Genomic DNA, 23,262 nt, shown 5'->3' on the forward strand with positions numbered 1-23,262 from the left:
GATACGTCGGGGCCGAAACTGCAAGATCGCGGAGGATGTGGGGGTCACTCCTTGATCTGGTACGTCGGGCGGATGACCGCCCGGGCCAGGGTGTGGAAGGCCAGGTTGAAGCCGACGTACGCGGGAGACGCGTTCGGGCCGACGTCGAGGCGCTCGACATCCAGCGCGTGCACCGCGAAGACGTAGCGGTGCGGTCGGTCGCCGGGCGGTGGGGCGGCGCCGCCGTAGCCGGTGTCGCCGTAGTCGTTGCGGACGCTGAACGCGCCACCGAGGTCGGACTCCTTCACGGAGGTCGGCAGCTCGGTCACCGACGCGGGGACGTCGACCAGCACCCAGTGCCAGAAGCCGCTGCCGGTCGGGGCGTCCGGGTCGAAGCAGGTGACGACGAAGCTCTTCGTCTCGGCCGGGAAGCCCGACCAGGCCAACTGCGGGGAGATGTTCTCGCCGCCGGCGCTGTCGTGCGCGTACCGCGCGTCCATCGGCTCGCCGTTGTGCACGTCGTCACTGGTCAGGTTGAACGACGAGACGGTCGGCAGCAGCTCGTACGGGTCCGGGGCGATCGGTCGTTCCAGGGTCATCGGAGGTCCTTCCGGTACGCGTGAGGTCTCTGCTGCCCTTCATACCCCGCCCCGCCGCCCAAACGAACCGAAAGCGCCCGTGGTGACGGAGAACGCGCCGAACGGTTCCGCCGCCGCGCGGACCTGTCCCCGGCCGGGTCGGACCATTAATCTCGCTCCATGATCGCGATGTCCCCCAGTGGGCGTTCCTGGCGCGCCAGGGCCGTCACCGCCGCCACCATCGCCGCCACGGTGACGTGCGTCGGCGGGCCGGCAAGGTGGGCGGTGGTGCGGACGTTCCAGGCCGAACGGGGCGAGACGACGCCCGCCGCCGCGGCCGATGCCTACCTCGAGGCCGTGTTCGAGTCGGGCGACGGTCTCGAGATCAACCGATGCCTGTGCGGCGACAGCCGCGACGACCTGTTCCGGGAAGCGCGGAAGCTGCGCGAACAGGTCGAGTCGCAGGCCAACTTCGGCCTCGAGGTCGAGTCGTCCGACTGGCGCACGAGCGACTCGGAGGACACGGTCTCCGCGATGGTGAACTTCCGGGTGACGCAGATCGATCCGGCGACGGGAGGGGTCAGCTTCGTCGAGGGCCCCGCCCAGCGGTGGCGCTTCCACACCACGGAGGAAGGAGGCATCGACGGCGGCTGGAAGGTCTGCCGCATCGAGGCTCCGCCCCTGTGTGGCGCCGGCACCGTGAACCGCTGCTGACCCGCATCGCCGGGCTGTCTGACCTGGCCGATCCCCGACCGGCGTTCGCGCTGGCCAGGGAGCCTCTGTCGGTCGGGAGCGGAGGGTGTGGGATTCGAACCCACGAAGACATCGCTGCCTTACCGGTTTTCAAGACCAGCGCCATCGGCCACTAGGCGAACCCTCCCGGACGCGCGCCCCGAGGGGTACGCGACCGGTTCTAGTCTGCCATGGCCGCCGGCCGGGCGAACCGGCCTCCCACCCCCCGGACGCGCGGCGGGACGGCCGGTCACCAGGATCGGGACGGCCCGCCGGTCCACTGTGGGCGGAATCCCGGTCGGGGGATATCGCGGCCCCGGCGTGGGCCGGCGCGCGGATCGGGTAAGACTGGGCCATGCGCGCGATCACGATCCCGGAACCCGGCGGACCCGAGGCACTCGTCTGGGCTGAGGTGCCCGACCCCGAGCCCGGCCCGGGTGAGGTGGTCGTCGACGTCCGCGCGAGCGCGGTGAACCGGGCGGACCTGCTCCAGCGGCAGGGGCACTACCCACCACCGCCGGGCGCGCCCGCGTACCCCGGGCTGGAGTGCTCCGGGGTGGTCAGCGCGGTCGGCGCGGACGTGCCCGGCTGGCAGGTCGGTCAGGAGGTCTGCGCGCTGCTGGCCGGCGGCGGCTACGCCGAGCGGGTGGCCGTGCCGGCCGGGCAGCTGCTGCCGGTGCCGGCCGGCGTCGACCTGGTCGACGCGGCGGCGCTGCCGGAGGTGGCCTGCACGGTCTGGTCGAACGTGGTGCGGCTGGCCCGGCTGGGCCGGGGCGAGACGCTGCTGGTGCACGGCGGCGGCAGCGGGATCGGCACCTTCGCCATCCAGCTGGGCACCGCGCTCGGCGCGACCGTGCTGGTGACGGCGCGGACGGCCAAGCACGAGCGGCTGCGCGAGCTGGGCGCCGCGCACACCATCGACTACCGGGAGCAGGACTTCGTCGAGGAGGTCCGCCGGGTCACCGACGGCCGGGGCGCCGACGTCATCCTCGACATCATGGGCGCCTCCTACCTGGGGCGGAACGTGACGGCGCTGGCCGACGGCGGACGGCTGGTGGTGATCGGGATGCAGGGCGGCCGCAAGGGCGAGCTGGACCTGGGCGCGCTGCTGGCCAAGCGGGCCACCGTGGCGGCCACCGCGCTGCGCTCCCGCCCGCTGGACGACAAGGCGGAGATCGTCCGGGGCGTCCGGGAGCAGGTCTGGCCGCTGGTCGAGTCGGGTGCGGTCCGGCCGATCGTGGACCGGCGGATACCTATCACCGACGCGGCGCAGGCGCACCGCCTGGTGGAGTCGAACGAGCACGTGGGCAAGGTGCTGCTCACGGTCGGCTGACGTCCCGGACCACGACGGTACGGTCCGGCGCCCCGCGGTCGGCCAGGTAGCCCCACCAACCGCGCCACCCCGTCCACCGGTCCCGGACGACGGGCACGTCCGACCCGTCGAAGTGCCACCGCTGCCGGACGACCATGCCGGCGTGCCACCACTCGTCGCGCACCACGGGGCGGGTCAGGTGGTCGGTCAGCCACTCCACGGCCGCCGCCGCGCAGCGGTCCGGGTCGGGGTCACGCAGCGTGAGACAGTCGGGATCGTCCGCTGCGTAGGAGTCCATCAGGTAGTGGTCGCCGAGGCAGCCGGTCACCTCGCAATCGTCCTGCTCCGGGATCCGGAGGGCGAGCTGGAGGCTCTGCTCCTCGGGGAGGCTCGGGACGTCCCAGTCGACGGTGACGATGACGCCGCGGCCGTCGGTGTCGAGGAGACACATCGTCTCCACGGCGGACACCCCGACCGCCTCCAGCGCAGCGACCCGGGAGCGCAGGCCCGCCAGGAACGTGGCGACGGTGGCGTCGGCCGGCGGTCGACCCGGGTCGAACCAGGGCTCACCCACGGTGGCCGACCGTCGGCTCGGCCGGGCGGGGCAGCACCAGCCGGGCACCCGGCCCCTCGCCGGCGAGCGAGTCCTCCGGGTTGTAGAGGGTGCAGCGCGTCAGCGACAGGCAGCCGCAGCCGATGCAGCCGTCCAGGTCGTCGCGGAGCTTGCCGAGCAGCCGGATCTTCTCGTCCAGCCGCTCCTGCCAGGTGCGGGAGAGCGCGGCCCAGTCCTCGGGGGTGGGGGTCCGTGCCGACGGCAGCGAATCCAGCGCCTCCCGGATCTCGTCGAGGGAGACTCCGACCTGCTGGGAGATCCGGACGAAGGCCACCCGGCGCAGCTCGGTGCGGGCGTACCGGCGCTGGTTGCCGCCGGTGCGCTCGGCACGGATCAGACCGAGCCGCTCGTAGTAGCGCAGCGCCGAGGGTGCGACGCCGCTGCGGGCCGCGAGCTGCCCGATGGTGAGAGACTCGTACATCACACTCGCCTTGAGTTGAAGTGAACTTCAACTTGCAGGCTAGCGGCATGACCACCACGACCGCCACCGCCCCACCCGGCCACACCCTTCCGGGGCCGGTCGCCGCGCCGCTGGAACGGCTGCGCGCCGGCCGCAAGTACGGCGCCAACGTGTACTCCACCATCGACGTGCTCTGGGTGCTCTACGACCGGATCCTGCGGACCACCCCGGCGACCGTCGACGACCCCGAGCGGGACCGCTTCCTGCTCTCCAAGGGCCACGCCGTCGCCGGCTACTACGCCGTCCTCGCCGCCAAGGGTTTCGTTCCCGCCGACTGGCTGGACGACCAGGGCGGCCCGGACAGCCGGCTCGGTGACCATCCCGACCGGTTGCTGGTGCCCGGGGTCGAGATCGGCTCCGGCTCGCTCGGCCACGGCCTCGGGCTGGGCGTGGGCACCGCGCTCGGGCTGCGTGCCCAGAACCGCCCCGACCCCCGGGTGTACGTGCTGCTCGGCGACGCCGAGCTCGACGAGGGGTCGAACCACGAGGCGATCGCGTACGCCGGCGCCACCGGCCTGGGCAACCTGACCGCGATCGTGGCAGACAACCGCTCCGCCAGCCACGGCTGGCCGGGCGGGGCGGCCAGCCGGTTCACCGTCAACGGCTGGACCGGCGCCACCGTCGACGGACGGGACCACGACGCCCTGCACGCCGCCCTGACCGGGCACGACGGGCAGCGCCCGCACGTCGTCGTCGCGGTCGTCACCGAGGGGGAACAGCCATGATGCGGGAGAACTTCGTCGACACCGCCACCGCCCTGCTGGACGACCCGCGGACCACGATCGTGCTGGCGGACATCTCCGCCGCGTCGTTCGCCCCGGCCGCCCGGCGGCACCCCGACCGGGTGCTGAACGTGGGCATCCGGGAGCAGTTGATGGTGGGCGTGGCCGGTGGGCTGGCGCTGACCGGGCAGCGCCCGATCGTGCACAGCTACGCCCCGTTCCTGGTCGAGCGGGCGTACGAGCAGATCAAGCTGGACCTGGACCACCAGGGCGTCGGTGCGGTGCTGGTGAGCATCGGGGCGTCGTACGACCGGGCGGCCGCCGGGCGCACCCACCTCTCCCCGGCGGACGTGAGCCTGATCGACACCCTGAACGGCTGGACGGTGCACGTGCCCGGGCACCCGGACGAGGTGCCGGGGCTGCTGCGGAGCGCGGTCTGCGGGCGGGACTCGGCATACCTGCGGTTGTCGACGCAGACCAACGCACGGGCGTACCCGGAGGCGGGCGAGCTGCGGGTGGTGCGCGACGCCGGGCCGGGCGCGGCGCTGGTGGTGGCGGTCGGGCCGGTACGCGACGCGGCGCTCGCCGCGGTGGCCGACCTGCCGGTCACCGTGGCGTACACCCACCGGCCGCGGCCGTTCGACGTGGCGGGCCTGCGGGCGCTGGCCGGCACGGAGGTGATCCTGGTCGAGCCCTACCTGGCGGGCACGTCGGCGCGGGTGGTCTCCGAGGCGCTGGCCGACCGGCCGCACCGGCTGCTCAGCCTGGGCGTGGGGCGGTCGGAACTACGTAGGTACGGCTCGGCCGAGGACCACACCCGCTGGCACGGGCTGGACGCGGCCGGCCTGCGCCGGTCGGTGGCCGACTTCCTGACGCCGGCCGGGTCAGCGCGCGGTTGACCGGGCGGGACGGCGGCGGGTGCGCTCCCGGCCGAGGATGAAGAGCGCCTCGACGCCGTCCTTCCAGGTGATCTTCTTGCCCTCCTCGCGACCGCGGGCCCGGTAGCTGATCGGCACCTCGTACGGGCGGATCCGGCGGCGCAGCAGCTTGCCGGTCACCTCCGCCTCCATGCCGAACCCCCGGGACCGGATCTCCAGCGAGCGGTAGAGCTCCACCGGCATCAGCTTGAAGCAGGTCTCCAGGTCGCCGATGTAGGAGTTGAAGAGCACGTTGGCGGCCATCGTGACGCCCTTGTTGCCCATCACGTACCAGAAGCTGTAGGCACTGTGGCTGCCGAAGGTCCGATTTCCGTAGACCACGTCGGCGCGGCCGTCGAGCACCGGGGCGAGCAGCCGGGGGATGTCCTGCGGGTCGTACTCCAGGTCCGCGTCCAGGATGACCATGTACTCGCCGTCGGCGGCGTCGACCGCCGTCCTGATCGCCGCACCCTTGCCGGCGTTGCGCTGGTGGGTGATCACCCGAAGCCGCGCGTCGTCGGCCCGGTCGAGGATCTCCCCGGTGCCGTCCCGGCTGCCGTCGTCGACCACGACCAGCTCGATCTCGCACGGATAGTCGACCGCCAATGCCTGCTTGAGGGCATCCGCGATGCGTTCTTCCTCGTTGTAGACCGGCATGAGGATCGAGAGCTTCACGGGGATCTCCACGGTGGCGACAGTAAATCGGCCCTAGCGTAGCCTGGCTGGCCAGGCGTATCGAGGCCGCCACCACGGGCGGCCGGCGTCAGCACAGGGCCGGACGGCATCTCCCGCGAGTATCCGGCACCGGACACGGTCCGGGCACGCAGATGGCGGAAACCTTTCCCGAGACATATTCACATCAATACGGGTGCGGCGTTACCTTCCGGTAACTCGATCGACGTCCCGCGATCGAGCCGAAAGGAGTGCGTCGATGCTTGGCACCCCCACCAGGCGCGCACCGGCGATCCGACGGGTCCTCGCCGTCGCCTCCGCCGCCGCCCTCGCCCTGCCCATGCTCCTCGGTCCGGCGTCCCCCGCCGCCGCCGACGATCGCCCGACCGTCCAGCCACTCCCGACGAACCTCGAAACGGTCCGCGCTGCCGAGGCCACCGCGCTCTACGGCTCTCCGGAGATCCGGCCGCTCGAGCAGCGCCGCACCGCCCTGGTCACCATGGGCGACAGTGAGATCTCCGGCGAGGGCGTGGGCAACTACGTCCCCGGCACGCACACCGACGGCAACTGGTGCGACCGCTCGTACGACCAGGCCGTCTTCCGGACCGGCATCGCCTCCGACACCCAGTACAACCTGGCCTGCTCCGGCGCCACCCCGTGGAACCTCGTCGCCGGCGGCCCCACCCAGCACAACGAGCTCAACCAGGGCGACTACCTGGCCGTCAAGGCGCGCAACACGCACGTCAAGCTGATCTGGGTGGTCGTCGGGGCCAACGGCGACGGCACCATCCAGTTCGGCCCGGTCGCCACCGACTGCGCGGTGCGGCGGGTCTTCTTCCAGGGCCCCTGCTACCCGACCTACACCGACCAGTGGACCATCCGCACCGACGGCAGCCGGCGGGCCGTCGAGGAGGCCCTCACCTCGATCCGGCAGACCATGACCGACGCCGGCTACCTGCGCACCGACTACGAGCTGGTGCTGATGTCGTACCCGAGCCCCGGCAGCCCGGACGTGGAGGACAACCCGAACTTCCCCGGCTGGTACTCCGGCGGCTGCCTGCTCTACCTCGCCGACGCCGCGTTCGCCCGGAACAAGGCGGTGCCACTGTTCGAGTCGGCGCTGCGTGCGGCGGCCACCGAGACCGGCACCCGCTACCTGGACGCCAGCCGGCTCTTCCACGGCCACGAGGTGTGCACCGACAACACCTCCGTCCGCGGCCTCTACATCGAGGTGGGAATCTGGGACGAGAACGCCGCCCGGCAGTCGTTCCATCCCAACGTCCGCGGGCACGGCATGTTCGCCCAGTGCATCACCCAGTTCTGGAACTCCGGGCAGCAGCGGGCCACCTGCGTCGACCCGGCCAGCACCGGCAGCGGCGTGCTCTACCCCGGGCTGATGGAGTTCCGGCAGCTGCGCAACGCGGCCACCGGCACCTGCGTGGACGGTCGCGGGTACGACTCACGCAACAGCACCGCCCAGCAGTCGTACGCCTGTCACGGCGGCCGTAACCAGGGCTTCTGGTACGACCCGACCCGGCGGTCGCTGCACTCCGAGCTCTCCCACGACCGCTGCCTGGACGTGGCGGGCGGCTCGCTGACCGCCAACACCGCGGTCAACATCTACGACTGTCACGGCGGCGCCAACCAGCAGTTCGTCTTCGTCGGCAACCAGCTCAAGCCGGCCGGCGCGACGAGCCTCTGCGTGGCGTTCGACAACCCGTGGCTGGGCACCCCGCGGCTGCGGCTGGCCACCTGTTCCACCAGCGCCCGCCAGCAGTGGTCCTTCGAGTCCCGGTCGTTCCCCACCCCGGTCGGGTACGGGCACGACGACTTCATCGGCTCCCGGGTCTACTGAGCACGCCGAGGAGCGGCCGTCCCGGCGGGACGGCCGCTCCTCCCATGCGTCACTTCTGCTTGAGCGGGACCACGATCAGCCGGGCCATAGCGTTGTCGCCGTCCTTCGCGCCGGCCACGCCGACGGTGGTGCCGACCTTGATGTCGGTCGACTGCACGGTGTTCCGCCGCTCGACCACCTTCAGGTCCTCGCCGAAGGTCCAGGTCATGGTGAATCCGTCGGTCGACTTCACGGTCATCGAGTCGCCGTCGATGGCGGTCACCTGGCCGCGTTGGACGGCGACGGTCTTCGTACCGCCGTCCCTGGTCTGCACCACGGCCTCACCGTGCAGGGTGTTCTTCCGCAGCAGCACCCGGGCCTGCCGCCGCTTGCGCCACTCCTCGGCCCGCTCACCCCGCTTGCCCTTCCCGCCGGCGGACGCCTCCGGGGCCGGCGAACCGGACGGGGCGGCACCGGCTGCGGCCACCGGCTCCAGCTCGGTGGGGTCGAAGCCCATCGCGGCGAGCGCCTGGCCCTCCACGCCCATCGCCGCGGCCACGTCCACTGCCGCCGCCTTCGAGGTGTCCTCGGCGACCTGCGCCGGGCCGCAGCCGGCGACGCCCAGCGCGAGCGCCGCGAGCAGCGACGTGGTGCCGATGGCCAATCCGTGACGTGCCATGAGTCTCCCTCTCGTCCGTGGTGACTACAGCGTCCGGTACCGGGATGGGTGGCGCGTCAGGCCGATGTTCGGGTCAGGTAAGGATGCGCGGGCAGGCGGACGGTGAAGGCCGCGCCGCCCTCCGGCGCGTGCCCGGCGGCGATGTCCCCGCCGAGCCGGCGGACCAGGCCGGCGGCGAGCGCCAGCCCCAGGCCGCTGCCGACCTTGCGCACCCCCCGGTAGCGCTGGTGCAGCGCCCCGCGCTCGAACGCCACCGCCAGGTCGCCGTCGGTGAAGCCCGGTCCGCCGTCGCGGACCTCGACCACCCCGCCGGCCGCCGGGTCCGGTCCGGCCGGCCGGACCGCGAGCACCACGGCCGCCCCCGGGGGTACGACCCGCAGCGCGTTCTCCAGCAGCCCGTCCACCACCTGCCGGATCCGCCCCGGATCGGTGTACGCGGGCACCGGCCCCGAAGGCACCTCCAGCCGGAACGGCACGCCGAGCGCCGCGCACCGGTCCGACCAGGTGCGCCCCGCGTCGGCGGCCAGCCGGGTGAGGTCGACCGGCACCGGCTCCAGCGGGAAGTCCGCCGCCTCCAGCCGGGCCAGCGCCAGCAGGTCGCTGACCAACCGGTCCAGGTGCTGGGCCTCGGCGAGCATGGTCCGGCCGGTGGCCGGCGCCTCGTCCGGGTCGATCACCCCGTCGGCCAGCGCCTCGGCCCAACCCCGGATCGCGGTCAGCGGGGTGCGCAGCTCGTGCGAGACGGAGAGCAGGAACTCCCGCTGCCGTCCCTCGCTGGTGGCCAGCGCGGCGGCCAACCCGTTCAGCGCGTACGCCAGGTCGGCCACCTCGTCCGGCGGCTCCACCGGCACCCGGACCGTCCGGTCCCCGGCGCGCAGCCGGGCCGCCGCGGTGGCCGCCTGCCGGATCGGCCGGGCCAGCCGACGGGCGAGCAGCAGCCCGGCCGCCACCCCGGCGGCGAGCCCGGCCAGCAGCGGCAGCCACAGGGTGCGCAGCACCTGCCGCCACGGGCCCTGCGGGGTGGCCCGGGCGAGCACCACGCCGTCGCCGGCGCCGCCGGGCACGGCCCGTCCCTCGACCAGGGACCGCCTGCCGGCCACCAGCCGCGGGCCGGAGACGTTCCCGCCTGCGGCGATCCGGTTCACCACCTGCCGGGGCAGTCCCGGCCGGTCGACCTCGCCGGCCCGGACGACGTACACGTCGATTTTCTGCTGACTCAGCTGACGGATCAGCCGGTCGCCGGCGGTGTCGCGCTGCCGGGCCGGGCGGAACCGCAGCACGTCGGCGGCGAGCCGGGCCTGGGCGGCGAGCGCCTCCTGGTCGCGCCGCTCGGCGCCGCGAACCGCCAGGGGAACCGCGACCAGGGCGGTGACCAGCACCGACACCAGCGCCACCGCACAGGTGACCAGGACCGCGCGGGCGGTCAGGGTCCGGCCGAGCCAGCTCCGTCGGGGCGCGGAGGACACCGGGCGGCCGCCGATCACCGGCAGCGCGACGGTGGGCTCGTGCGGCCGGTGCGGTCCGGGCGGCCGGGCCGAGGCGGTGGGCTCAAGCGACCGGGGCGGGCCGGTGGGCTCGGGCGGCCGGGGCGGGCCGGTGGGCTCAGCCATCGGCCGCGTACCCGACGCCGCGGTGGGTACGGATCACGCTGGCCGGGCCGAGCTTCGCCCGAACCTGTGCCACGTGCACGTCGACGGTCCGGGTACCGGCGTGCGCCGCGTATCCCCAGACGCCGGCCAGCAGTTCCTCCCGGGTGAAGACCCGCCCCGGGCGGGCCATCAGGTGGGCGAGCAGGTCGAACTCGGTGGAGGTGAGCTGCACGGGCGCGCCGGCCGCGGTGACCGTGCGCCGGGCCGGGTCGAGGGTGACCGGGCCGACCGTCCGGGGCTGCTCCGCGCCGCCCGGAGCGCCGACGGTGCGACGCAGCACCGCGCGGACCCGGGCCACCAGTTCGCGGGGGCTGAACGGCTTGGTGACGTAGTCGTCGGCGCCGAGTTCCAGGCCGACGATCCGGTCGACCTCGTCGTCGCGGGCGGTGAGGAAGATGACCGGAGTCCAGTCGCCCGCCTCCCGCAGCCGTCGGCAGATCTCGGTGCCGGCCAGGCCGGGCAGGGCGATGTCCAGCACGCAGGCCACCGGGCGCAACCGGCGGGCGGCCGCCAGCCCCGCCTCGCCGTCCCGTTCCAGGTGGACGCCGAACCCGTCCCGAACCAGGTAGAGCCGGACCAGGTCGGCGATGGCCGGCTCGTCCTCCACCACGAGGACGAGCCCGCGCGGCGCGGCGTCGGCGGTCACCGGCCCATGATGACCGACGGTCGGGCGGGACGGACGTATGGCTGTGTTCGGGTCAGGTAAGGATGCGGTCAGCGCGCCACGACGGGGCGCAGCGCGGGGATCGGCGGGACGGCCGGCGTCTCGCCGATCTTCGCGACGACGCGCTCCGCCGGCTTGCGCAGCCGGGTCCGGAAGGCGTGGTGGAGCAGCGTGTCGAGCTGCCAGACCTGCTTCGGGTGCTGGGTACGGATGACGAACCGCTCGCGCGCCCCGTCGATGGCGGTGGCGGCCAGCTCGACGGAGTGCGACCGCGGGTCCGGGCTCCAGGTCACGTTGCTGAGCTCACGCAGTTCGGTGTTGAGGTGCAGGCGCAGCCGGTGCAGCACCCGGGTCTGCTGGGTGACCACCATCCGGCGGTGGGTGAGCAGGAGGAGGTACTCGCCGGCCACCGGCCGGTCGGGGCGGCTGCACCGGGTGACCAGGATGGTGGCGTCACCGGAGCCGACGCACTGCCGGAAGACCGGCATGTGCCGGGCCACCGTCTGGACCGCCAGTCCGGTCTCGGCGGCAGCCGGGAGGAACGTTCGCGAGAAGACGTCCATGCCCTGGTCAACGAGCCGTTACCTGCGGTGACGTGGGTCACTACGGCATTTTGGAAGTTCCACTCCTGCAAGTCGCACCCTGGGTGCGACGAGCGCGCAGGGTCAGGACCGGCCGGTCGAGATCGTCCCGGTGAACCGCCGCGGGTACGCCGGCTGCGCCAGGTCGAGGTAGTTGCTGTCGATGTTGATCCGGACGCCGCCCCAGGTCTCGTCGTGGTCGCCCTGGTACTGCTTCATCCGCCGCTTGGGCGCCCAGTACGTCGACGGCACCGCCGGGTCGGTGACGGTCTTCACCCCGTCCCACCGGGCGAAGTCGAGGACGTCCGGGCGGCGGTACCCGGGCCGGGAGTAGGCGGCCAACTGGTCGGTGAGACCGGCCGAGGAGACGTTGGTGTAGAGGCCGGAGAAGAAGCTGGACTGGTGCAGCCGGGTCGTCCAGGCCGAGACGAACGCGTTGACGGCGGTGGTGCAGGCCGCATCGCCGGTCTCGTAGTGCTCCAGGTCCAGGATGATCGTGCTCCAATACGCCAGGCCGAGGCTGCGGGCGCTGGCCGCCGCGTCGTTGGCCGCCTCCCAGCCCTGGGTGGCCGCCCGGGCCGGGTCGATCTTGCGGAGAAAATCAGAGCAGGGGGCCTGCAGGCCGACGTAGAGCGGGAAGAACCGCCAGCCCGCCGCCTGCTGGTTCGCCACCCAGGTCCGGGTCAGGTTCGGCTGCGCGCAGCCCCGGTTGACCCCCCCGATGTAGATCCCGACCGCCCGGTACGGCGACTGCAGCCACGCCTGCATCGCCACGTCCGAGGGTGCCGCGCAGGTGTCGAAGCCCAGGCCGGTGAAGGTGCCGGGCTGCGGGCCGTAGTAGCCGGCGGCCTGCGCCGGCTGGCTCGTGCCGGTCACTGCGGCGGCCACGGCGAGCACACCGGTCAGGGCGGCGGCGAGCACCCGGCGGACGGCACGACGCCGGCCCCACGGGGTGGAGGGGATCGTCACAGGTCTCCCGATCTGATCGAACGACGGTGGGGGGCGGAGCGGGCCCGGACGGGCCGCGCGCTCGACGCCAACCCGAGGAATACTGCCGTGCCGTGGCCCGGCTGTCCACCCCGTCCGGGGTGAACGGGTCCACCGTGGACGATGAGGCTCAGAGCGGGGCGGGGGCGAAGAGCTCCTCCAGCCAGCCGGGCACCGCCGCGGCGTACTCAGTCCGGGACGGGTCGGGGCTGTCCAGGGCACGCCGCCAGGACAGTGACCGGCTCACCGTGGTCACGACCATCGCCAGCGCCGCCGCCTCCCGCAGGTCACCCCGGTCGTACCGGTCGGTCCACGGCTCCAGGTACGCGTCCCGCAGCCGGGCCAGCGCCGGGTCACCCGGCCCCAGCGCGAAGCCGTCGGCGACGGAGCGCAGGGTCACCAGCAGGGTGCCGAAGGGGTGGGCGACCGAGGCGTCCCCCCAGTCGAAGAAGCGGTACCCGTCGTCGGCGGCGAAGACGTTGCCGTCGTGCAGGTCGTCGTGCTGGATGGTGGCCGGTATCCCGAACCCGGCGAGCCGGCGGCAGTCCGCCGCGTACCCGGCCCGGTGCGCGCGCAGCCGCTCGTAGCCGGCCGGGGCCAGCCCGTCCTCGGCGCCGATCAGCAGCGATCCGGTGTCGTCCAACAGGGACTCGAAGAGCGCCGGCAGCACCTCGGGGCGGTGGTCGGGCACGCCGGCGGCCAGCATCGCGTCGACCCGCGGTGCGGTGGCCCGCTGGAGGTCGGCGTACGCCGGCAGCACCCCCTCCCAGCGGGTCAGGTCGCGGTCGCCGGCCAGCACCGCACGCAGGCTCGGACCCCCGTCGGGCAGCAGTGACCAGCCCCGCCGCAGGTCGAGCGCGAGCGGTTCGAGCACCCCGCCCGGGGCGGTCCGGGCCAACTCGGCCAGGAGCGCCGCCTCGTGCCGGGTGCCCGGGTTGTTGGCCTTGAACCAGACCGGCCCGGCGTCGGTGGGCACCTGCCAGACCAGCGACCAGGGGCGGACCCGCGGCTCGACCGGACCGGTGACCCGCCGGCCGAGCGGTGTCAGCTGCCCGGTGACCCAGGCAAGGGCGTCGTCGGCCCACCGGGGGTCCGACCAGTGCGGGGCGTGGGTAGTCGTCACGGCCGGCAGGTTAGGCCGCCCGGGCGCGGGACGGCCACCGATTTCAGAGCAGTTCGACGATGGTGGCGTTGGCCATGCCGCCGCCCTCGCACATGGTCTGCAGGCCGTAGCGGATGCCGTTGTCGCGCATGTGCTGGAGCATCGTGGTCATGATCCGAGCGCCGCTGGCGCCGAGCGGGTGGCCGAGGGCGATCGCGCCGCCCCGCGGGTTGAGCCGCTCCGGGTCCGCCTCGGTCTCCGCCAGCCACGCCAGCGGCACCGGGGCGAACGCCTCGTTCACCTCGTACACCCCGATCTCCTCGATGCCCAGCCCCGCGCGGCGCAGCGCCTTCGCGGTGGCCGGGATGGGGGCGGTGAGCATGGTGACCGGGTCGTCGCCGGCGACCACGGCGGTGTGGATCCGGGCCAGCGGGCGCAGCCCGTGCCGGCTGGCCCACTCGCTGGTGGTGACGGCGAGCGCGGCGGCGCCGTCGGAGATCTGCGACGCGGACCCGGCCGTGACCACGCCGTCGGCGCGGAACGGGGTGGCCAGCTCACCGAGCTTGGCCAGCGACGTCTCCCGGCGGATGCCCTCGTCGGCGACGAACTTGCCGCCGTCGGCCAGCGCCACCGGGGCCAGCTCCGGGTCGAACGCGCCGGCGTCCTGCGCGGCGGCCGCCTTCTCATGGCTGGCCAGCGCGAACTCGTCGAGCTGGGTACGGGAGAAGCGCCAGCGTTCGGCGATCAGCTCCGCCCCGACGCCCTGGTTGAACGGCAGCGGCTGGTCGTCGGCGAAGCCCTCGACGCCCCGGTAGCGGTCCCGGAGCTGGTCGCTGAAGGGCATCCCGCCGCCGACGCTGGAGCCCATCGGCACCCGGGTCATCGACTCGACGCCACCGGCCACCACCAGCTCGGCCTGGCCGGACGCGACGGTGGCGGCGGCGAAGTGCAGGGCCTGCTGGCTGGAGCCGCACTGCCGGTCGAGGGTGGTGCCGGGCACCGACTCGGGCCAGCCGGCGGCGAGCACGCCGTTACGGGCGATGTTCCAGGACTGCTCGCCGACCTGGGAGACGCACCCCCAGACCACGTCGTCCACCTGGCCGGGCTCGATGCCGGTCCGCTCGGCGAGCGCGCGCAGCACGTGCGCCGAGAGGTCGACCGGGTGCACGGTGGCAAGGCTGCCCTTGCGCCGCCCGACCGGGGTGCGTACCGCGCCGACGATGACTGCGTCACTCATGTCTACTCCCCGGTAACCTGGCTGGGTCGATCCTACGTCGTCGGCCGGCCGTCGTCCGCCCCCGGGAGCCGGCCCGGTCCGGCTGGCATGCTGGAGCCGTGCAACCACCATCGTCCCCGGCCCGCCAGTGGCGGGTGCCGGCGGCCCTGCCGGTGGCGAAGCTGCTCGCCGCGGCCGGCCTGGTCCTGCTCGGGCTGGTCTTCGCCGACGGCGACCCGGTCCAGATCGCGCTGGCCGTCGCGGTGGGCGTCGCGCTCGCCGGCTGGGCGCTGCGCGACCTGCTCGTCCCGGTCCGCCTCGCCGTCGACCCGGCGGGGATCACCGTCATCGACGGGTACGCCGGCCGGCGGCTGCTGCCCTGGGAGACGGTGGAGGCGATCACCGTGGACCGGCGCAGCCGGCTCGGGCTCGCCACCGAGACGCTGGAGATCGACGCCGGGGAGTCGTTGCACCTCTTCGGCCGGGCAGACCTGGGCACCGAGCCGGCCGAGGTGGCCGAGGCGCTTCTGGCGGCCCGCCCCTGAGGCGAGGTCAGCCGGTCAGCATCGCGGTGCGGACGACCACCAGGCCGAGCAGCGCCACCAGGATGACCGCCGTACCGGCCGCCTGGAAGACCGACCGACGCATCCGCGGGGCGTACGCGAGCACCAGCGCCATCAGCGCCCCGACGACCAGGCCGCCGATGTGCCCCGGGACGGAGATGCCCGGCACGGTGAATGTGAAGACCAGGTTGATCACCAGGATCGGCACGATCGACGAGGTGTCCCGGCCCAGCCGCCGCATGATCACGAAGACCGCGGCGAAGAGCCCGAAGATCGCGGTCGAGGCACCGGCCGATGCCGCGTTCGGCGTGCTGAACAGGAAGGCCGCGACGTTGCCGCCGAGCCCGGCGACCAGGTAGAGCGCGAGGAAGCGCATCGGCCCGAGCAACGCCTCGAGGTCGCGCCCCAGCACCCAGAGCGCCCACATGTTGAGCAGCAGGTGCACCAGGCCGTAGTGCAGGAACATCGCGGTGACCAGCCGGTACCACTCGCCGGCGGCGACCCCGTGCGCCGGACCGAAGTCGACGTACGAGGCGTAGCTGATCACCGAGCCCCACTGGGTCAGCGGGGTACCGCCGCCCAGCAGGCCGCCGAGGCCGGAGCCGCCGGCCATCGAGTCGCCGCCCCGGTCGGAGGCGATGGAGAGCACCATCATCAGCACGTTCAGCGCGATCAGGGTGCGGGTCACCAGGCCCCGTCGGCCGGCGGCACCGCCGCCGAAGGCGGTGCGCGCCGGCCGTACGGTGCGGCGTCCCTCGCTCACGCACTCCGGGCACTGGTGGCCGACGGAGGCGTCCCGCATGCAGTCCGGACAGATCGGCCGGTCACAGCGGGTGCAGCGGACGTACGTCTCCCGGTCGGGGTGGCGGTAGCAGACCGGAGTGGTCGGCACCGACCCACCGGTGGCGTCGCCGGCCGGCCCGGAGCGTTCAGTCATGCGTGCAAAGGTACCTCGCGGGCGCGATCAGGCCGGGGTGCGCTCGATCTCGACCCGCTCGATCACCACGTCCTGCAGCGGCCGGTCGCTCGGGCCGGTCGGGGTGTTGGCGATCGCGTCGACGACCTTCACCGACTGCTCGTCGGCCACCTGGCCGAAGATGGTGTGCCGGTTGTTCAGGTGCGGCGTCGGCGAGACGGTGATGAAGAACTGCGAGCCGTTGGTGCCCGGCCCGGCGTTCGCCATCGCCAGCAGGTACGGCCGGTCGAAGCGCAGCTCCGGGTGGAACTCGTCGCCGAACTGGTAGCCCGGTCCACCCCGGCCGGTGCCGGTCGGGTCGCCCATCTGGACCATGAAGCCGCTGATCACGCGGTGCGAGATGGTGCCGTCGTAGTACGGCCCGCTGCCCGGCTGGCCGGTGCGCGGGTCGGTGTACTTCGCGGTGCCCTCGGCCAGTTCCACGAAGTTGCGGACCGTCTTCGGAGCATGGTTCGGGAAGAGCTCCAGCCGGATCGGGCCAGCGTTGGTGTGCAAGGTGGCGTAGACAGCCTCGGCCACGGGTACTCCTCACTCGTTGGTCAGTTCCATGCGGATCCTCCCATGTGCCCGATCTGGCAGTGCGGAGGCATCCGAAGGTGGAGGATGACGAAGGAACAACTCCCAGGAGGTGGGACCGTGTTTGGAATCGGGCGGCGCAAGACCCAGGGACAGCTCGCGAAGATCGAGCTCAACCAGGGCATCGGACACCTGCGTCAGGCCGCGAACCATGCGGCGAAGGGTGCCGGCGCCACGGTCGGCCCGCGGGTCCAGGCGGCCCGGGGCGCCGTCGCGCCGACCGCCGTCGTCGTGAAGGACCGGGCGTCGAGCGGGTTCGCGTCCACCGTCGCGGCCCTCGCGCCGCTGGCCCTGGCCGTGCGCAACGCGCAGGCCGGCACGGCGGGCAAGATGGTCGCCGACCGCAAGGCCGCCGCCGCGAAGCAGGCCGCGGTGAGCAAGAAGGCCAAGGCGAAGAACGCCAAGGCCAGCAAGAAGAAGCAGAAGAAGTCGGGCGGCATGATGACCGGCCTGCTGGCCGCCGGTGCGGTCGCCGGGGTGGCCGGCGCGATGGCCATGCGTCGCCGCCGGGAGCAGCAGGAGTGGGCCGAGTACGACCCGACCCGCGGCGTCGCGCCGGTGAGTGACGAGGTCGACACCCTGGTGGTGGAGACCCCCTCGCCCAGCGGCGAGAAGGGCACCGACGCCTCGACGATGTCCAGCGGCGCCGGCACGGCCGGTGGCCCGACCGGCGCGGGAAGCTCGGCGGTGGCCGGTGGCGACAGCGCGTCGACCACCCGTCCCGGCACGCAGCCGGTGATCCAGGCCAACGACAAGGTCCCCTCGGTCGCCGAGGGCGCCAAGGACGTCTCCGGTCGTCCGGCCGACGACCTCACCAATGCGCTCGGCAAGGGTGCCGCGAAGACCCGTCGCTGACACCAGGGACAATCGCCGGCGGCGCGGGAGGCGACTCCCGCGCCGCCGGCGTATCCGAGGAGTGAACCTCGCTTATCGGATCGCCGGGCGTGCGCCCGGCTCCTACAGTGCAGGACATGCCGCCGTCGAGGAGTGAGCCCCCGGCGCCCGGGGTGGAGTCGGCACGTCCGGCCCCCGCGGGTCCCCGGGCGGTGTCCCGACGGCGGATCCTGACCGGCGCCGCGGCCGCGCTGGGCGGCGCGGCCGCCACCCTCACCGGCGAAATCGGGTACGACGAGGCCACCGCCGACAGCAAGCTGCCCTTCTACGGCGGGTACGCCGCCACCGTGCACGCCGACCGGCGCACGCCGCCGCGCTCCTCGCGGGTGGAGGTGGTGTGGGGAGTGGACACCACCCGGCGGCTGGTCGCGTTGACCTTCGACGACGGGCCCGCGCCGAACTGGACCCCGCAGGTGCTGTCGATCCTGGCCGACGCCGACGCCCGGGCCACCTTCTTCATGGTCGGGCGCAACGCCCGCGAGCACGGCCACCTGGTCGCCGACCGGTTGGCCGGGCACGAGGTCGGCAACCACACCTGGGCCCACCTGGACCTGGCCCGGATGACGTACGAGCAGAGCCGCGAGGCGATCAGCCGGGCGCACGACGAGCTGACCCGGCTCTGGGGCCGGGAGCCCACCCTGCTCCGCCCGCCGTACGGGCACCTAGGCGGCAGCACGCTGCTCGCGGCGAACGACCTGGGCTACCAGTTGGTGCTCTGGAACCGGCAGATGCTCGAGTCGCAGTACGTCCAGAACCCCGCCGGCCTGGTCGACTACGTGGTCGGGGCGTGCACCCCCGGGACGATCCTGCTGGCCCACGACACCGGGCCGGCCGACCGGCTGGTCGCCATCCGGGGCCTGGCCGGAATGATCAAGGGGCTGCGCGCCCGGGGCTTCGACTTCGTCACCGTCTCCGAGCTGCTCGCCGCCGGTTGAGCCGGCGCTACAGCCAGCCGTTGCGGCGGAACAGGCGGTAGAGGGTGAACGACGACGCCAGCATCAGCGCCCAGACGCCCGGGTAGCCGTACGTCCAGCCCAGCTCCGGCATGTTCTCGAAGTTCATGCCGTAGATGCCGGCGATCGCGGTCCACACCGCTCCTATCGCGGCCCACGCGGCGATCTTGCGCATGTCGTTGTTCTGGTCGACGGTGACCTGCGCCAGCCGGGCCTGGAGGATCGAGTTGAGCAGGTCGTCGTAGGAGTTGACCTGTTCGACGGTGCGGCTGAGGTGATCCTGCACGTCGCGGAAGTACCGCCGGATCTCCTTCGGCACGTCCCGGTTGACCTGCGAGGTCAGCGTGAGCAGCGGCCGTTGCAGCGGGACCACCGCGCGCTTGAACTCCACCAGCTCCCGCTTCATCTGGTAGATCCGCTGGATCCGCCCGCTGCCCTGCCGGTCGAAGACGTCCGCCTCCAGCACGTCCAGGTCGTCCTCCAGCTGGTCGGCCACCTCCAGGTAGAGGTCGACCACCCGGTCGGTGATCGCGTACGCCACGGCCCACGGACCATGCACCAGCAGCTCGCGCTTGGCCTCCAGGTCGGCCCGCACCGGGGCCAGCCGGCAGGCGTCGCCGTGCCGGACGCTGATCAGGAAGTTCGGCCCGATGAAGAGCATCACCTGGCCGGTCTCCACCACCTCGGAGTTCTCGGTCAGCTCGGTGTGCTCGCAGTACCGGGCGGTGCGCAGCACCAGGAAGACGACCTCGCCGAAGCGCTCCAGCTTGGGGCGCTGCTCGGCCTTGACCGCGTCCTCGACCGCCAGCTCGTGCAGGCCGTACGTCTCGGCGATGGCGGTCATCTCGGCCAGCTCCGGCTCGTGCAGCCCGATCCAGACGAACGCGTCGCGTTCCCGACGGGCCGCCTCCAGCGCCTCGGCGTAGTGCCACTGGCCGGACTGGCGCTCCCCGTCGACGTAGAGACCGCAGTCGACGACGCCGCTGCGCTCCGGGCCGGCCGGCGCGGCCGTACGCGGGGAGCCGTCGGCGTTGAGGATGCGGGACATCGCGCGGACCGGGGCCGCCCAGGCGCGGGGGCGCGGCGCCCGTCCGGCGTTCGGTGTCGTTGACCGCTCCTGGTCCGTCATGGCGTCCCCCTCCCCCACGCTGCTGCGGCTTGCAGGTTACGCCGCCGCCGGGGTCCGGCCCGTCAGCGAGGTGCGGGGCGTTCCGAGCGTCCGATCCGGGGGGTGGGGGCCGTGACAGTGGTCACAGCTCGGGCCGCGGTGGCGGAGCCCGGAGCAGCCGCGGCGACGGCCGGGCGGGTGCGGGCACCGGCGCCGGGGTGGCGCCGGGTGGGCCGTACCGCGTCAGGGGGTGAGGGGCGACACGGCCCACCCGACGCCGTTGGGGGCGGGGGTAGTGCTGCGTGGCGTCGCCGTCCACCCCGCCGCGGGGGTACCGGCCCTGGTGGGGACGGTGCGGCGGTGGACGTGAGTGACGCTCGCAGCATTGTGGGCCGCCGGCCGGCCCTGGGGGAGTCCCAAGCCGGCCGGCATCGCCTGATTGTCGGAAACCCGACAGAAAATCAGCCGCGAACGGCGGCCACGGCCTCCGCCAGCCGGCGGACACCCTCGTCGATCCGGTCCGCGGTCACCGCGGAGAACGCCAGCCGGAGCGCGTGCCGGCCGCCCTCGATGACGAAGTCGCTGCCCTTGACCACGGCCACGCCACGCTCGGCGGCGGCCGGGGCGAGCTTCTCCACCAGCACGTCCTCCGGGAACTCGACCCAGAGGAAGTAGCCACCGTCCGGCTCCACGAACCGGGCCTCCGGCAGGTGCCGGCGCAACGAGTCGGCCAGCACCCGGGCCCGCTCGCCGAGCGCCGTCGACACCGTCTCGATCGACCGCTGGATGTCGCCGGAGACGCAGAACTGGTGCACGATCGCCTCGGAGACCATGCCCGGGGAGATGTAGAGGCTGGTCGCCTTCTTGGCGATGTCGGCGATCAGGTCGGCCGACCCGACCAGGTAGCCGACCCGGACGCCCGGGCAGACCGTCTTGGTGAAGCTGGACGCGTGCACCACCACGTCGCGGGTGTCCATCGAGAGCATCGACGGCAGCGGCTCCCCACGGAAGCGGATGTCGGCGTAGGGGTCGTCCTCGAAGATGATGAACTCGTACTCCGCGGCCAGGTCGAGCAGCTCACGCCGCTTCTCCAGGGAGAGGGTCACCCCGGCGGGGTTCTGGTAGTTCGGGATGACGTGCGCCAGCCGGGGCCGCACCCCGGACTCCAGCAGCTTGCGCAGCTCGGCGGTGTCCAGGCCGTCCGGCTGGATGGAGACGCCGTGGATCTCGCCGCCCATCTTCTGCAGGTTGAGCAGGGTCCGGTCGTACGTCGGTCGCTCCACCACCACCGCGTCGCCGCGCCGCACCAGGTGGTCGAAGAGGAACGCGTCGGCCTGGAGCGAGCCGTTGGTGACGAGCACCTGATCGGGCTGGACGCCGTGCTTGTCGGCGATCCACTTTCGCAGGGGTGGGTAGCCGACGGAGGTGCCGTAGGCCGTGACCCCGGCGGGGTCGGCGTCGAAGGCGCGGACGGCGGCTGCCTTGAGACCCTCGACATCCACGATGTCCAGCGAGGGAGCTCCACGGGCGAACGAGATCAGCTGCTCGGCGGTCATGCGCACGAGCCTAGGGCCTGCGCCGGCCACTCCGACCGGCATACACGCCAAGTTCAACATGCGGGCAGTGATCGATTGGCGGACCCGAATTCCGCTCTCGTTCTCCCTGCTGGCGGGCCGGGCCGGGAGTCGTCGGGGGAGGGTACGACGACTCCCGCCCCGGGGGTCAGCGCAGCGCGAGCCCCTGCTGCGCCCAGACCCGCATCAGGTCCCGGACCGAGATCACCCCGGCCACCTCGCGGCCGTCGAGCACCACCAGGTGCCGGAAGCCGCCCCGGGCCATCGCCGTCGCCGCCTCCTCCACCGTCCACTCCGGACCGGCGTAGACGACATCCCAGCTCACGTGCCCCCTGGTCCGCTCGACATCGCAGTCCAGGTCGGCTCCGATCGCGTTCAGCACGTCGCGTTCGGTCATGATGCCGATTCCCTCGGACTCCGGGTCGATCACGACCGCCGACCCGACACCGCGGGCCGACATCATTCGGGCCGCCTGGCGGAGCGTGTGCTCCGGGCCGACCACGAGTACCTCACTGGACATCGCTTCTCGAACCTGCATCACGCATCACCCCTGTGGGACGGCGGCACCGGTACCCCACATGGTGGGCCCTCGAGGCAGATCGGGACAAGACCGGTCAGCGGCGAGCTCCGCGGCGGCTCGCTACTGTCGACGCTGTGCCCACCGAGCCTCTCCGCTGCGCCGGCGCGCTGATCGTGGACGACGACGGCCGCCTTTTTGTCCAGCGCCGGTCCCCCGAGCGGCGCCTTTTTCCCAACACGTGGGACATCGTCGGCGGCCATCTGGAACCCGGTGAGGACGCCGAGGACGCGCTGCGCCGCGAGGTCGCCGAGGAGACGGGCTGGACCGTCTCGCACGTGCTGGCCCGGTTCCCCGCATTCCGCTGGACCGGCGACGACGGCCTGGACCGAATCGAGACGGACTTCCTGGTCCGGGTCGACGGCGACCTGAGCCGGCCCCGCCTGGAGGCCGGCAAGCACACAGAGTTCCGCTGGCTGACCGAACGCGACGTGGCGCTGCTGGACGAGAACCGGGACGTCGACGACGGTGAGATCCGGCGAATCGTCGAGGACGCGTTCGCCGCCCTCCGGTCCATCGGCCGGTGAACGAGGGCGTCGAGCTGGCCCCGCACCGGTTCGCCGGGCTGGTCGCCCCGGCGGTCGAACGGACCTTCGTCGCCGGCATGCTCGCCGGCCGCGACGGCGGCGGCGCCGAGTTGAGCCAGCGGTACGGCGGGCCGGCGGCGACCGGCTTCCTGGTCGAGTTCCGGACCCGGCTCGCCGCGCCGGGCGGGACGGTCGACGGGCACGGCTTCGCCGCGGTCACCCGGTACCGGGACCCGGCGGCCTGCCAGCGGGCGCTGGACAAGCAGGTGGCGCACGGCATGATCGCCCGCCAGCCCGACGGCGGGTTCGCCGCGACCGAACGCGGGGCGGACTTCCTGGCCGAGATCTACCAGGTGCACGGCGAGGTGACCGAGGAGCTCTGGGTCGGGCACGACGACCGGGTGGTCCGGCTGGTCGAGGCCCTCGGGCGGCTGCTGGCGTACGCGCTGCTGCTCGCCGACGCCCCGGACGCCGAGCCCGGCCCCGCCTTCGCCACCATGGCGCCGCCGTACGAGCCGGACGGCACCCCGCCCGGCGTGCTGCTGCTGAACCGGCTCAGCACGCTGCGTTACCACCGGGCGGACGCGCACGCCGCCGCGTGGACGGCCGCCGGGCACACCGCCGCGACCGTGGCGGACCTGCCGCCCGGACCGGAGCGCCGGGCCATCGAGCTGGAGACCGACCGGCGGGCCGGCGGGCCGTACGCCGTGCTCACCGCCGACGAGCGGCTGGGCATGCTGGCCGACCTGGCGGCGCTGCCCGGCTGAACGACCGTGCGCACCGGTTGGCCGCAGGACGACCGCCAGGTGGCGTTATC

The 23,262-nt window shown here is 73.3% G+C and carries 26 protein-coding genes and 1 tRNA gene; 10 read left to right on the forward strand and 17 right to left on the reverse strand.

All coding sequences use genetic code 11. From position 1 onward, the window contains the following. Nucleotides 1–44: 44 nt before the first annotated feature. Nucleotides 45–578: a YbhB/YbcL family Raf kinase inhibitor-like protein gene (locus V6U81_RS11150; RefSeq protein WP_334487618.1), complete on the reverse strand. Its 534-nt coding sequence runs from the start codon at nt 576–578 to the stop codon at nt 45–47. Nucleotides 579–737: 159 nt separating this feature from the next. Here V6U81_RS11150 and V6U81_RS11155 point away from each other — a divergent pair, with 159 nt between their 5' ends. Continuing rightward, nucleotides 738–1,271: a hypothetical protein gene (locus V6U81_RS11155; protein WP_334487620.1), complete on the forward strand. Its 534-nt coding sequence runs from the start codon at nt 738–740 to the stop codon at nt 1,269–1,271. A gap of 79 nt (nt 1,272–1,350) precedes the next feature. Here the strand turns inward: V6U81_RS11155 and V6U81_RS11160 are convergent. Beyond that, a tRNA-Ser gene (locus V6U81_RS11160) sits at nt 1,351–1,437 on the reverse strand. Nucleotides 1,438–1,644: 207 nt separating this feature from the next. On the opposite strand from V6U81_RS11160, the gene V6U81_RS11165 reads away from it, so the two are divergent. Then, nucleotides 1,645–2,622, forward strand: a complete 978-nt coding sequence (locus V6U81_RS11165; protein ID WP_334487624.1) for an NAD(P)H-quinone oxidoreductase — start codon at nt 1,645–1,647, stop codon at nt 2,620–2,622. Here V6U81_RS11165 and V6U81_RS11170 read toward each other — a convergent pair. Beyond that, nucleotides 2,609–3,175: a hypothetical protein gene (locus tag V6U81_RS11170; protein WP_334487627.1), complete on the reverse strand. Its 567-nt coding sequence runs from the start codon at nt 3,173–3,175 to the stop codon at nt 2,609–2,611. The two genes, V6U81_RS11165 and V6U81_RS11170, sit on opposite strands and share 14 nt — an antisense overlap. Beyond that, nucleotides 3,168–3,635 (reverse strand): redox-sensitive transcriptional activator SoxR, encoded by a 468-nt coding sequence (soxR, locus tag V6U81_RS11175; RefSeq protein WP_334487630.1) that lies wholly within the window; start codon nt 3,633–3,635, stop codon nt 3,168–3,170. The genes V6U81_RS11170 and soxR overlap by 8 nt, the downstream gene beginning before the upstream one ends. Nucleotides 3,636–3,682: 47 nt before the next feature. Between soxR and V6U81_RS11180 the strand changes: the two genes are divergently transcribed. Next, nucleotides 3,683–4,399, forward strand: coding sequence for a transketolase (locus V6U81_RS11180; RefSeq protein ID WP_334487633.1), 717 nt, complete (start codon nt 3,683–3,685; stop codon nt 4,397–4,399). Further along, entirely contained in the window at nt 4,399–5,295 is an 897-nt protein-coding gene (locus V6U81_RS11185) for a transketolase family protein (RefSeq protein ID WP_334487901.1), read from the forward strand. Before V6U81_RS11180 ends, V6U81_RS11185 begins: the two co-directional genes overlap by 1 nt. Here V6U81_RS11185 and V6U81_RS11190 read toward each other — a convergent pair. After that, nucleotides 5,281–5,988 (reverse strand): glycosyltransferase family 2 protein, encoded by a 708-nt coding sequence (locus V6U81_RS11190; RefSeq protein ID WP_334487904.1) that lies wholly within the window; start codon nt 5,986–5,988, stop codon nt 5,281–5,283. The two genes, V6U81_RS11185 and V6U81_RS11190, sit on opposite strands and share 15 nt — an antisense overlap. 256 nt (nt 5,989–6,244) lie before the next feature. Between V6U81_RS11190 and V6U81_RS11195 the strand changes: the two genes are divergently transcribed. Further along, nucleotides 6,245–7,840 carry a ricin-type beta-trefoil lectin domain protein gene (locus V6U81_RS11195; protein WP_334487635.1) on the forward strand — a complete coding sequence of 532 codons (1,596 nt, stop codon included), beginning with the start codon at nt 6,245–6,247 and terminating at the stop codon, nt 7,838–7,840. A 49-nt stretch (nt 7,841–7,889) separates the two neighbouring features. Here V6U81_RS11195 and V6U81_RS11200 read toward each other — a convergent pair whose 3' ends face one another. From V6U81_RS11200 to V6U81_RS11230, 7 genes are all read right to left on the reverse strand, one after another. Further along, complete coding sequence (locus tag V6U81_RS11200) at nt 7,890–8,498, reverse strand: hypothetical protein (RefSeq protein ID WP_334487637.1); 609 nt, start codon at nt 8,496–8,498, stop codon at nt 7,890–7,892. 56 nt (nt 8,499–8,554) lie between these two features. Next, nucleotides 8,555–10,108: a sensor histidine kinase gene (locus tag V6U81_RS11205; protein WP_334487640.1), complete on the reverse strand. Its 1,554-nt coding sequence runs from the start codon at nt 10,106–10,108 to the stop codon at nt 8,555–8,557. Continuing rightward, the gene (locus V6U81_RS11210; protein ID WP_334487642.1) at nt 10,101–10,793 is read right to left on the reverse strand and encodes a response regulator transcription factor; all 693 of its coding nucleotides are present in this window, start codon (nt 10,791–10,793) and stop codon (nt 10,101–10,103) included. The genes V6U81_RS11205 and V6U81_RS11210 overlap by 8 nt, the downstream gene beginning before the upstream one ends. 68 nt (nt 10,794–10,861) lie before the next feature. Further along, nucleotides 10,862–11,374, reverse strand: a complete 513-nt coding sequence (locus V6U81_RS11215) for a hypothetical protein (RefSeq protein ID WP_334487645.1) — start codon at nt 11,372–11,374, stop codon at nt 10,862–10,864. 102 nt (nt 11,375–11,476) lie between these two features. Next, nucleotides 11,477–12,361 (reverse strand): DUF1906 domain-containing protein, encoded by an 885-nt coding sequence (locus V6U81_RS11220; RefSeq protein WP_334487647.1) that lies wholly within the window; start codon nt 12,359–12,361, stop codon nt 11,477–11,479. A 148-nt stretch (nt 12,362–12,509) separates the two neighbouring features. Further along, nucleotides 12,510–13,502, reverse strand: a complete 993-nt coding sequence (locus tag V6U81_RS11225) for an aminoglycoside phosphotransferase family protein (RefSeq protein ID WP_334487649.1) — start codon at nt 13,500–13,502, stop codon at nt 12,510–12,512. A gap of 43 nt (nt 13,503–13,545) precedes the next feature. Further along, nucleotides 13,546–14,718, reverse strand: coding sequence for a thiolase family protein (locus tag V6U81_RS11230; RefSeq protein WP_334487652.1), 1,173 nt, complete (start codon nt 14,716–14,718; stop codon nt 13,546–13,548). 98 nt (nt 14,719–14,816) lie between these two features. On the opposite strand from V6U81_RS11230, the gene V6U81_RS11235 reads away from it, so the two are divergent. Then, nucleotides 14,817–15,242 (forward strand): PH domain-containing protein, encoded by a 426-nt coding sequence (locus V6U81_RS11235; protein WP_334487654.1) that lies wholly within the window; start codon nt 14,817–14,819, stop codon nt 15,240–15,242. Nucleotides 15,243–15,249: 7 nt separating this feature from the next. Here the strand turns inward: V6U81_RS11235 and V6U81_RS11240 are convergent, their stop codons facing one another. Both V6U81_RS11240 and V6U81_RS11245 read right to left on the reverse strand, forming a co-directional pair. Further along, the gene (locus tag V6U81_RS11240) at nt 15,250–16,197 is read right to left on the reverse strand and encodes a rhomboid family intramembrane serine protease (protein ID WP_334487657.1); all 948 of its coding nucleotides are present in this window, start codon (nt 16,195–16,197) and stop codon (nt 15,250–15,252) included. Nucleotides 16,198–16,224: 27 nt separating this feature from the next. Then, on the reverse strand, nt 16,225–16,755 hold the full coding sequence (locus tag V6U81_RS11245; RefSeq protein ID WP_334487659.1) for a peptidylprolyl isomerase: 531 nt from the start codon (nt 16,753–16,755) through the stop codon (nt 16,225–16,227). Nucleotides 16,756–16,839: 84 nt separating this feature from the next. On the opposite strand from V6U81_RS11245, the gene V6U81_RS11250 reads away from it, so the two are divergent. Together V6U81_RS11250 and V6U81_RS11255 are read left to right on the forward strand one after the other, a co-directional pair. Beyond that, on the forward strand, nt 16,840–17,667 hold the full coding sequence (locus tag V6U81_RS11250; RefSeq protein ID WP_334487662.1) for a hypothetical protein: 828 nt from the start codon (nt 16,840–16,842) through the stop codon (nt 17,665–17,667). 191 nt (nt 17,668–17,858) lie between these two features. Continuing rightward, nucleotides 17,859–18,641: a polysaccharide deacetylase family protein gene (locus V6U81_RS11255; protein ID WP_334487665.1), complete on the forward strand. Its 783-nt coding sequence runs from the start codon at nt 17,859–17,861 to the stop codon at nt 18,639–18,641. A gap of 7 nt (nt 18,642–18,648) precedes the next feature. Here V6U81_RS11255 and corA read toward each other — a convergent pair whose 3' ends face one another. The 3 genes from corA to V6U81_RS11270 all read right to left on the reverse strand — a co-directional run bounded on the left by corA (nt 18,649) and on the right by V6U81_RS11270 (nt 21,879). Further along, the gene (corA, locus tag V6U81_RS11260) at nt 18,649–19,788 is read right to left on the reverse strand and encodes a magnesium/cobalt transporter CorA (RefSeq protein WP_334487668.1); all 1,140 of its coding nucleotides are present in this window, start codon (nt 19,786–19,788) and stop codon (nt 18,649–18,651) included. A 440-nt stretch (nt 19,789–20,228) separates the two neighbouring features. Further along, nucleotides 20,229–21,323, reverse strand: a complete 1,095-nt coding sequence (locus V6U81_RS11265; protein ID WP_334487670.1) for an aminotransferase-like domain-containing protein — start codon at nt 21,321–21,323, stop codon at nt 20,229–20,231. Between the two features lie 166 nt (nt 21,324–21,489). Next, complete coding sequence (locus tag V6U81_RS11270; protein ID WP_334487673.1) at nt 21,490–21,879, reverse strand: CBS domain-containing protein; 390 nt, start codon at nt 21,877–21,879, stop codon at nt 21,490–21,492. A gap of 116 nt (nt 21,880–21,995) precedes the next feature. Between V6U81_RS11270 and V6U81_RS11275 the strand changes: the two genes are divergently transcribed. Continuing rightward, complete coding sequence (locus V6U81_RS11275) at nt 21,996–22,445, forward strand: NUDIX hydrolase (RefSeq protein ID WP_334487676.1); 450 nt, start codon at nt 21,996–21,998, stop codon at nt 22,443–22,445. After that, nucleotides 22,442–23,212, forward strand: coding sequence for a hypothetical protein (locus tag V6U81_RS11280; RefSeq protein WP_334487678.1), 771 nt, complete (start codon nt 22,442–22,444; stop codon nt 23,210–23,212). The genes V6U81_RS11275 and V6U81_RS11280 overlap by 4 nt, the downstream gene beginning before the upstream one ends. Nucleotides 23,213–23,262 lie beyond the last annotated feature (50 nt).

It is taken from the genome of Micromonospora lacuserhaii, from assembly GCF_036902735.1.
In the GTDB taxonomy this organism is placed as follows: domain Bacteria; phylum Actinomycetota; class Actinomycetes; order Mycobacteriales; family Micromonosporaceae; genus Micromonospora.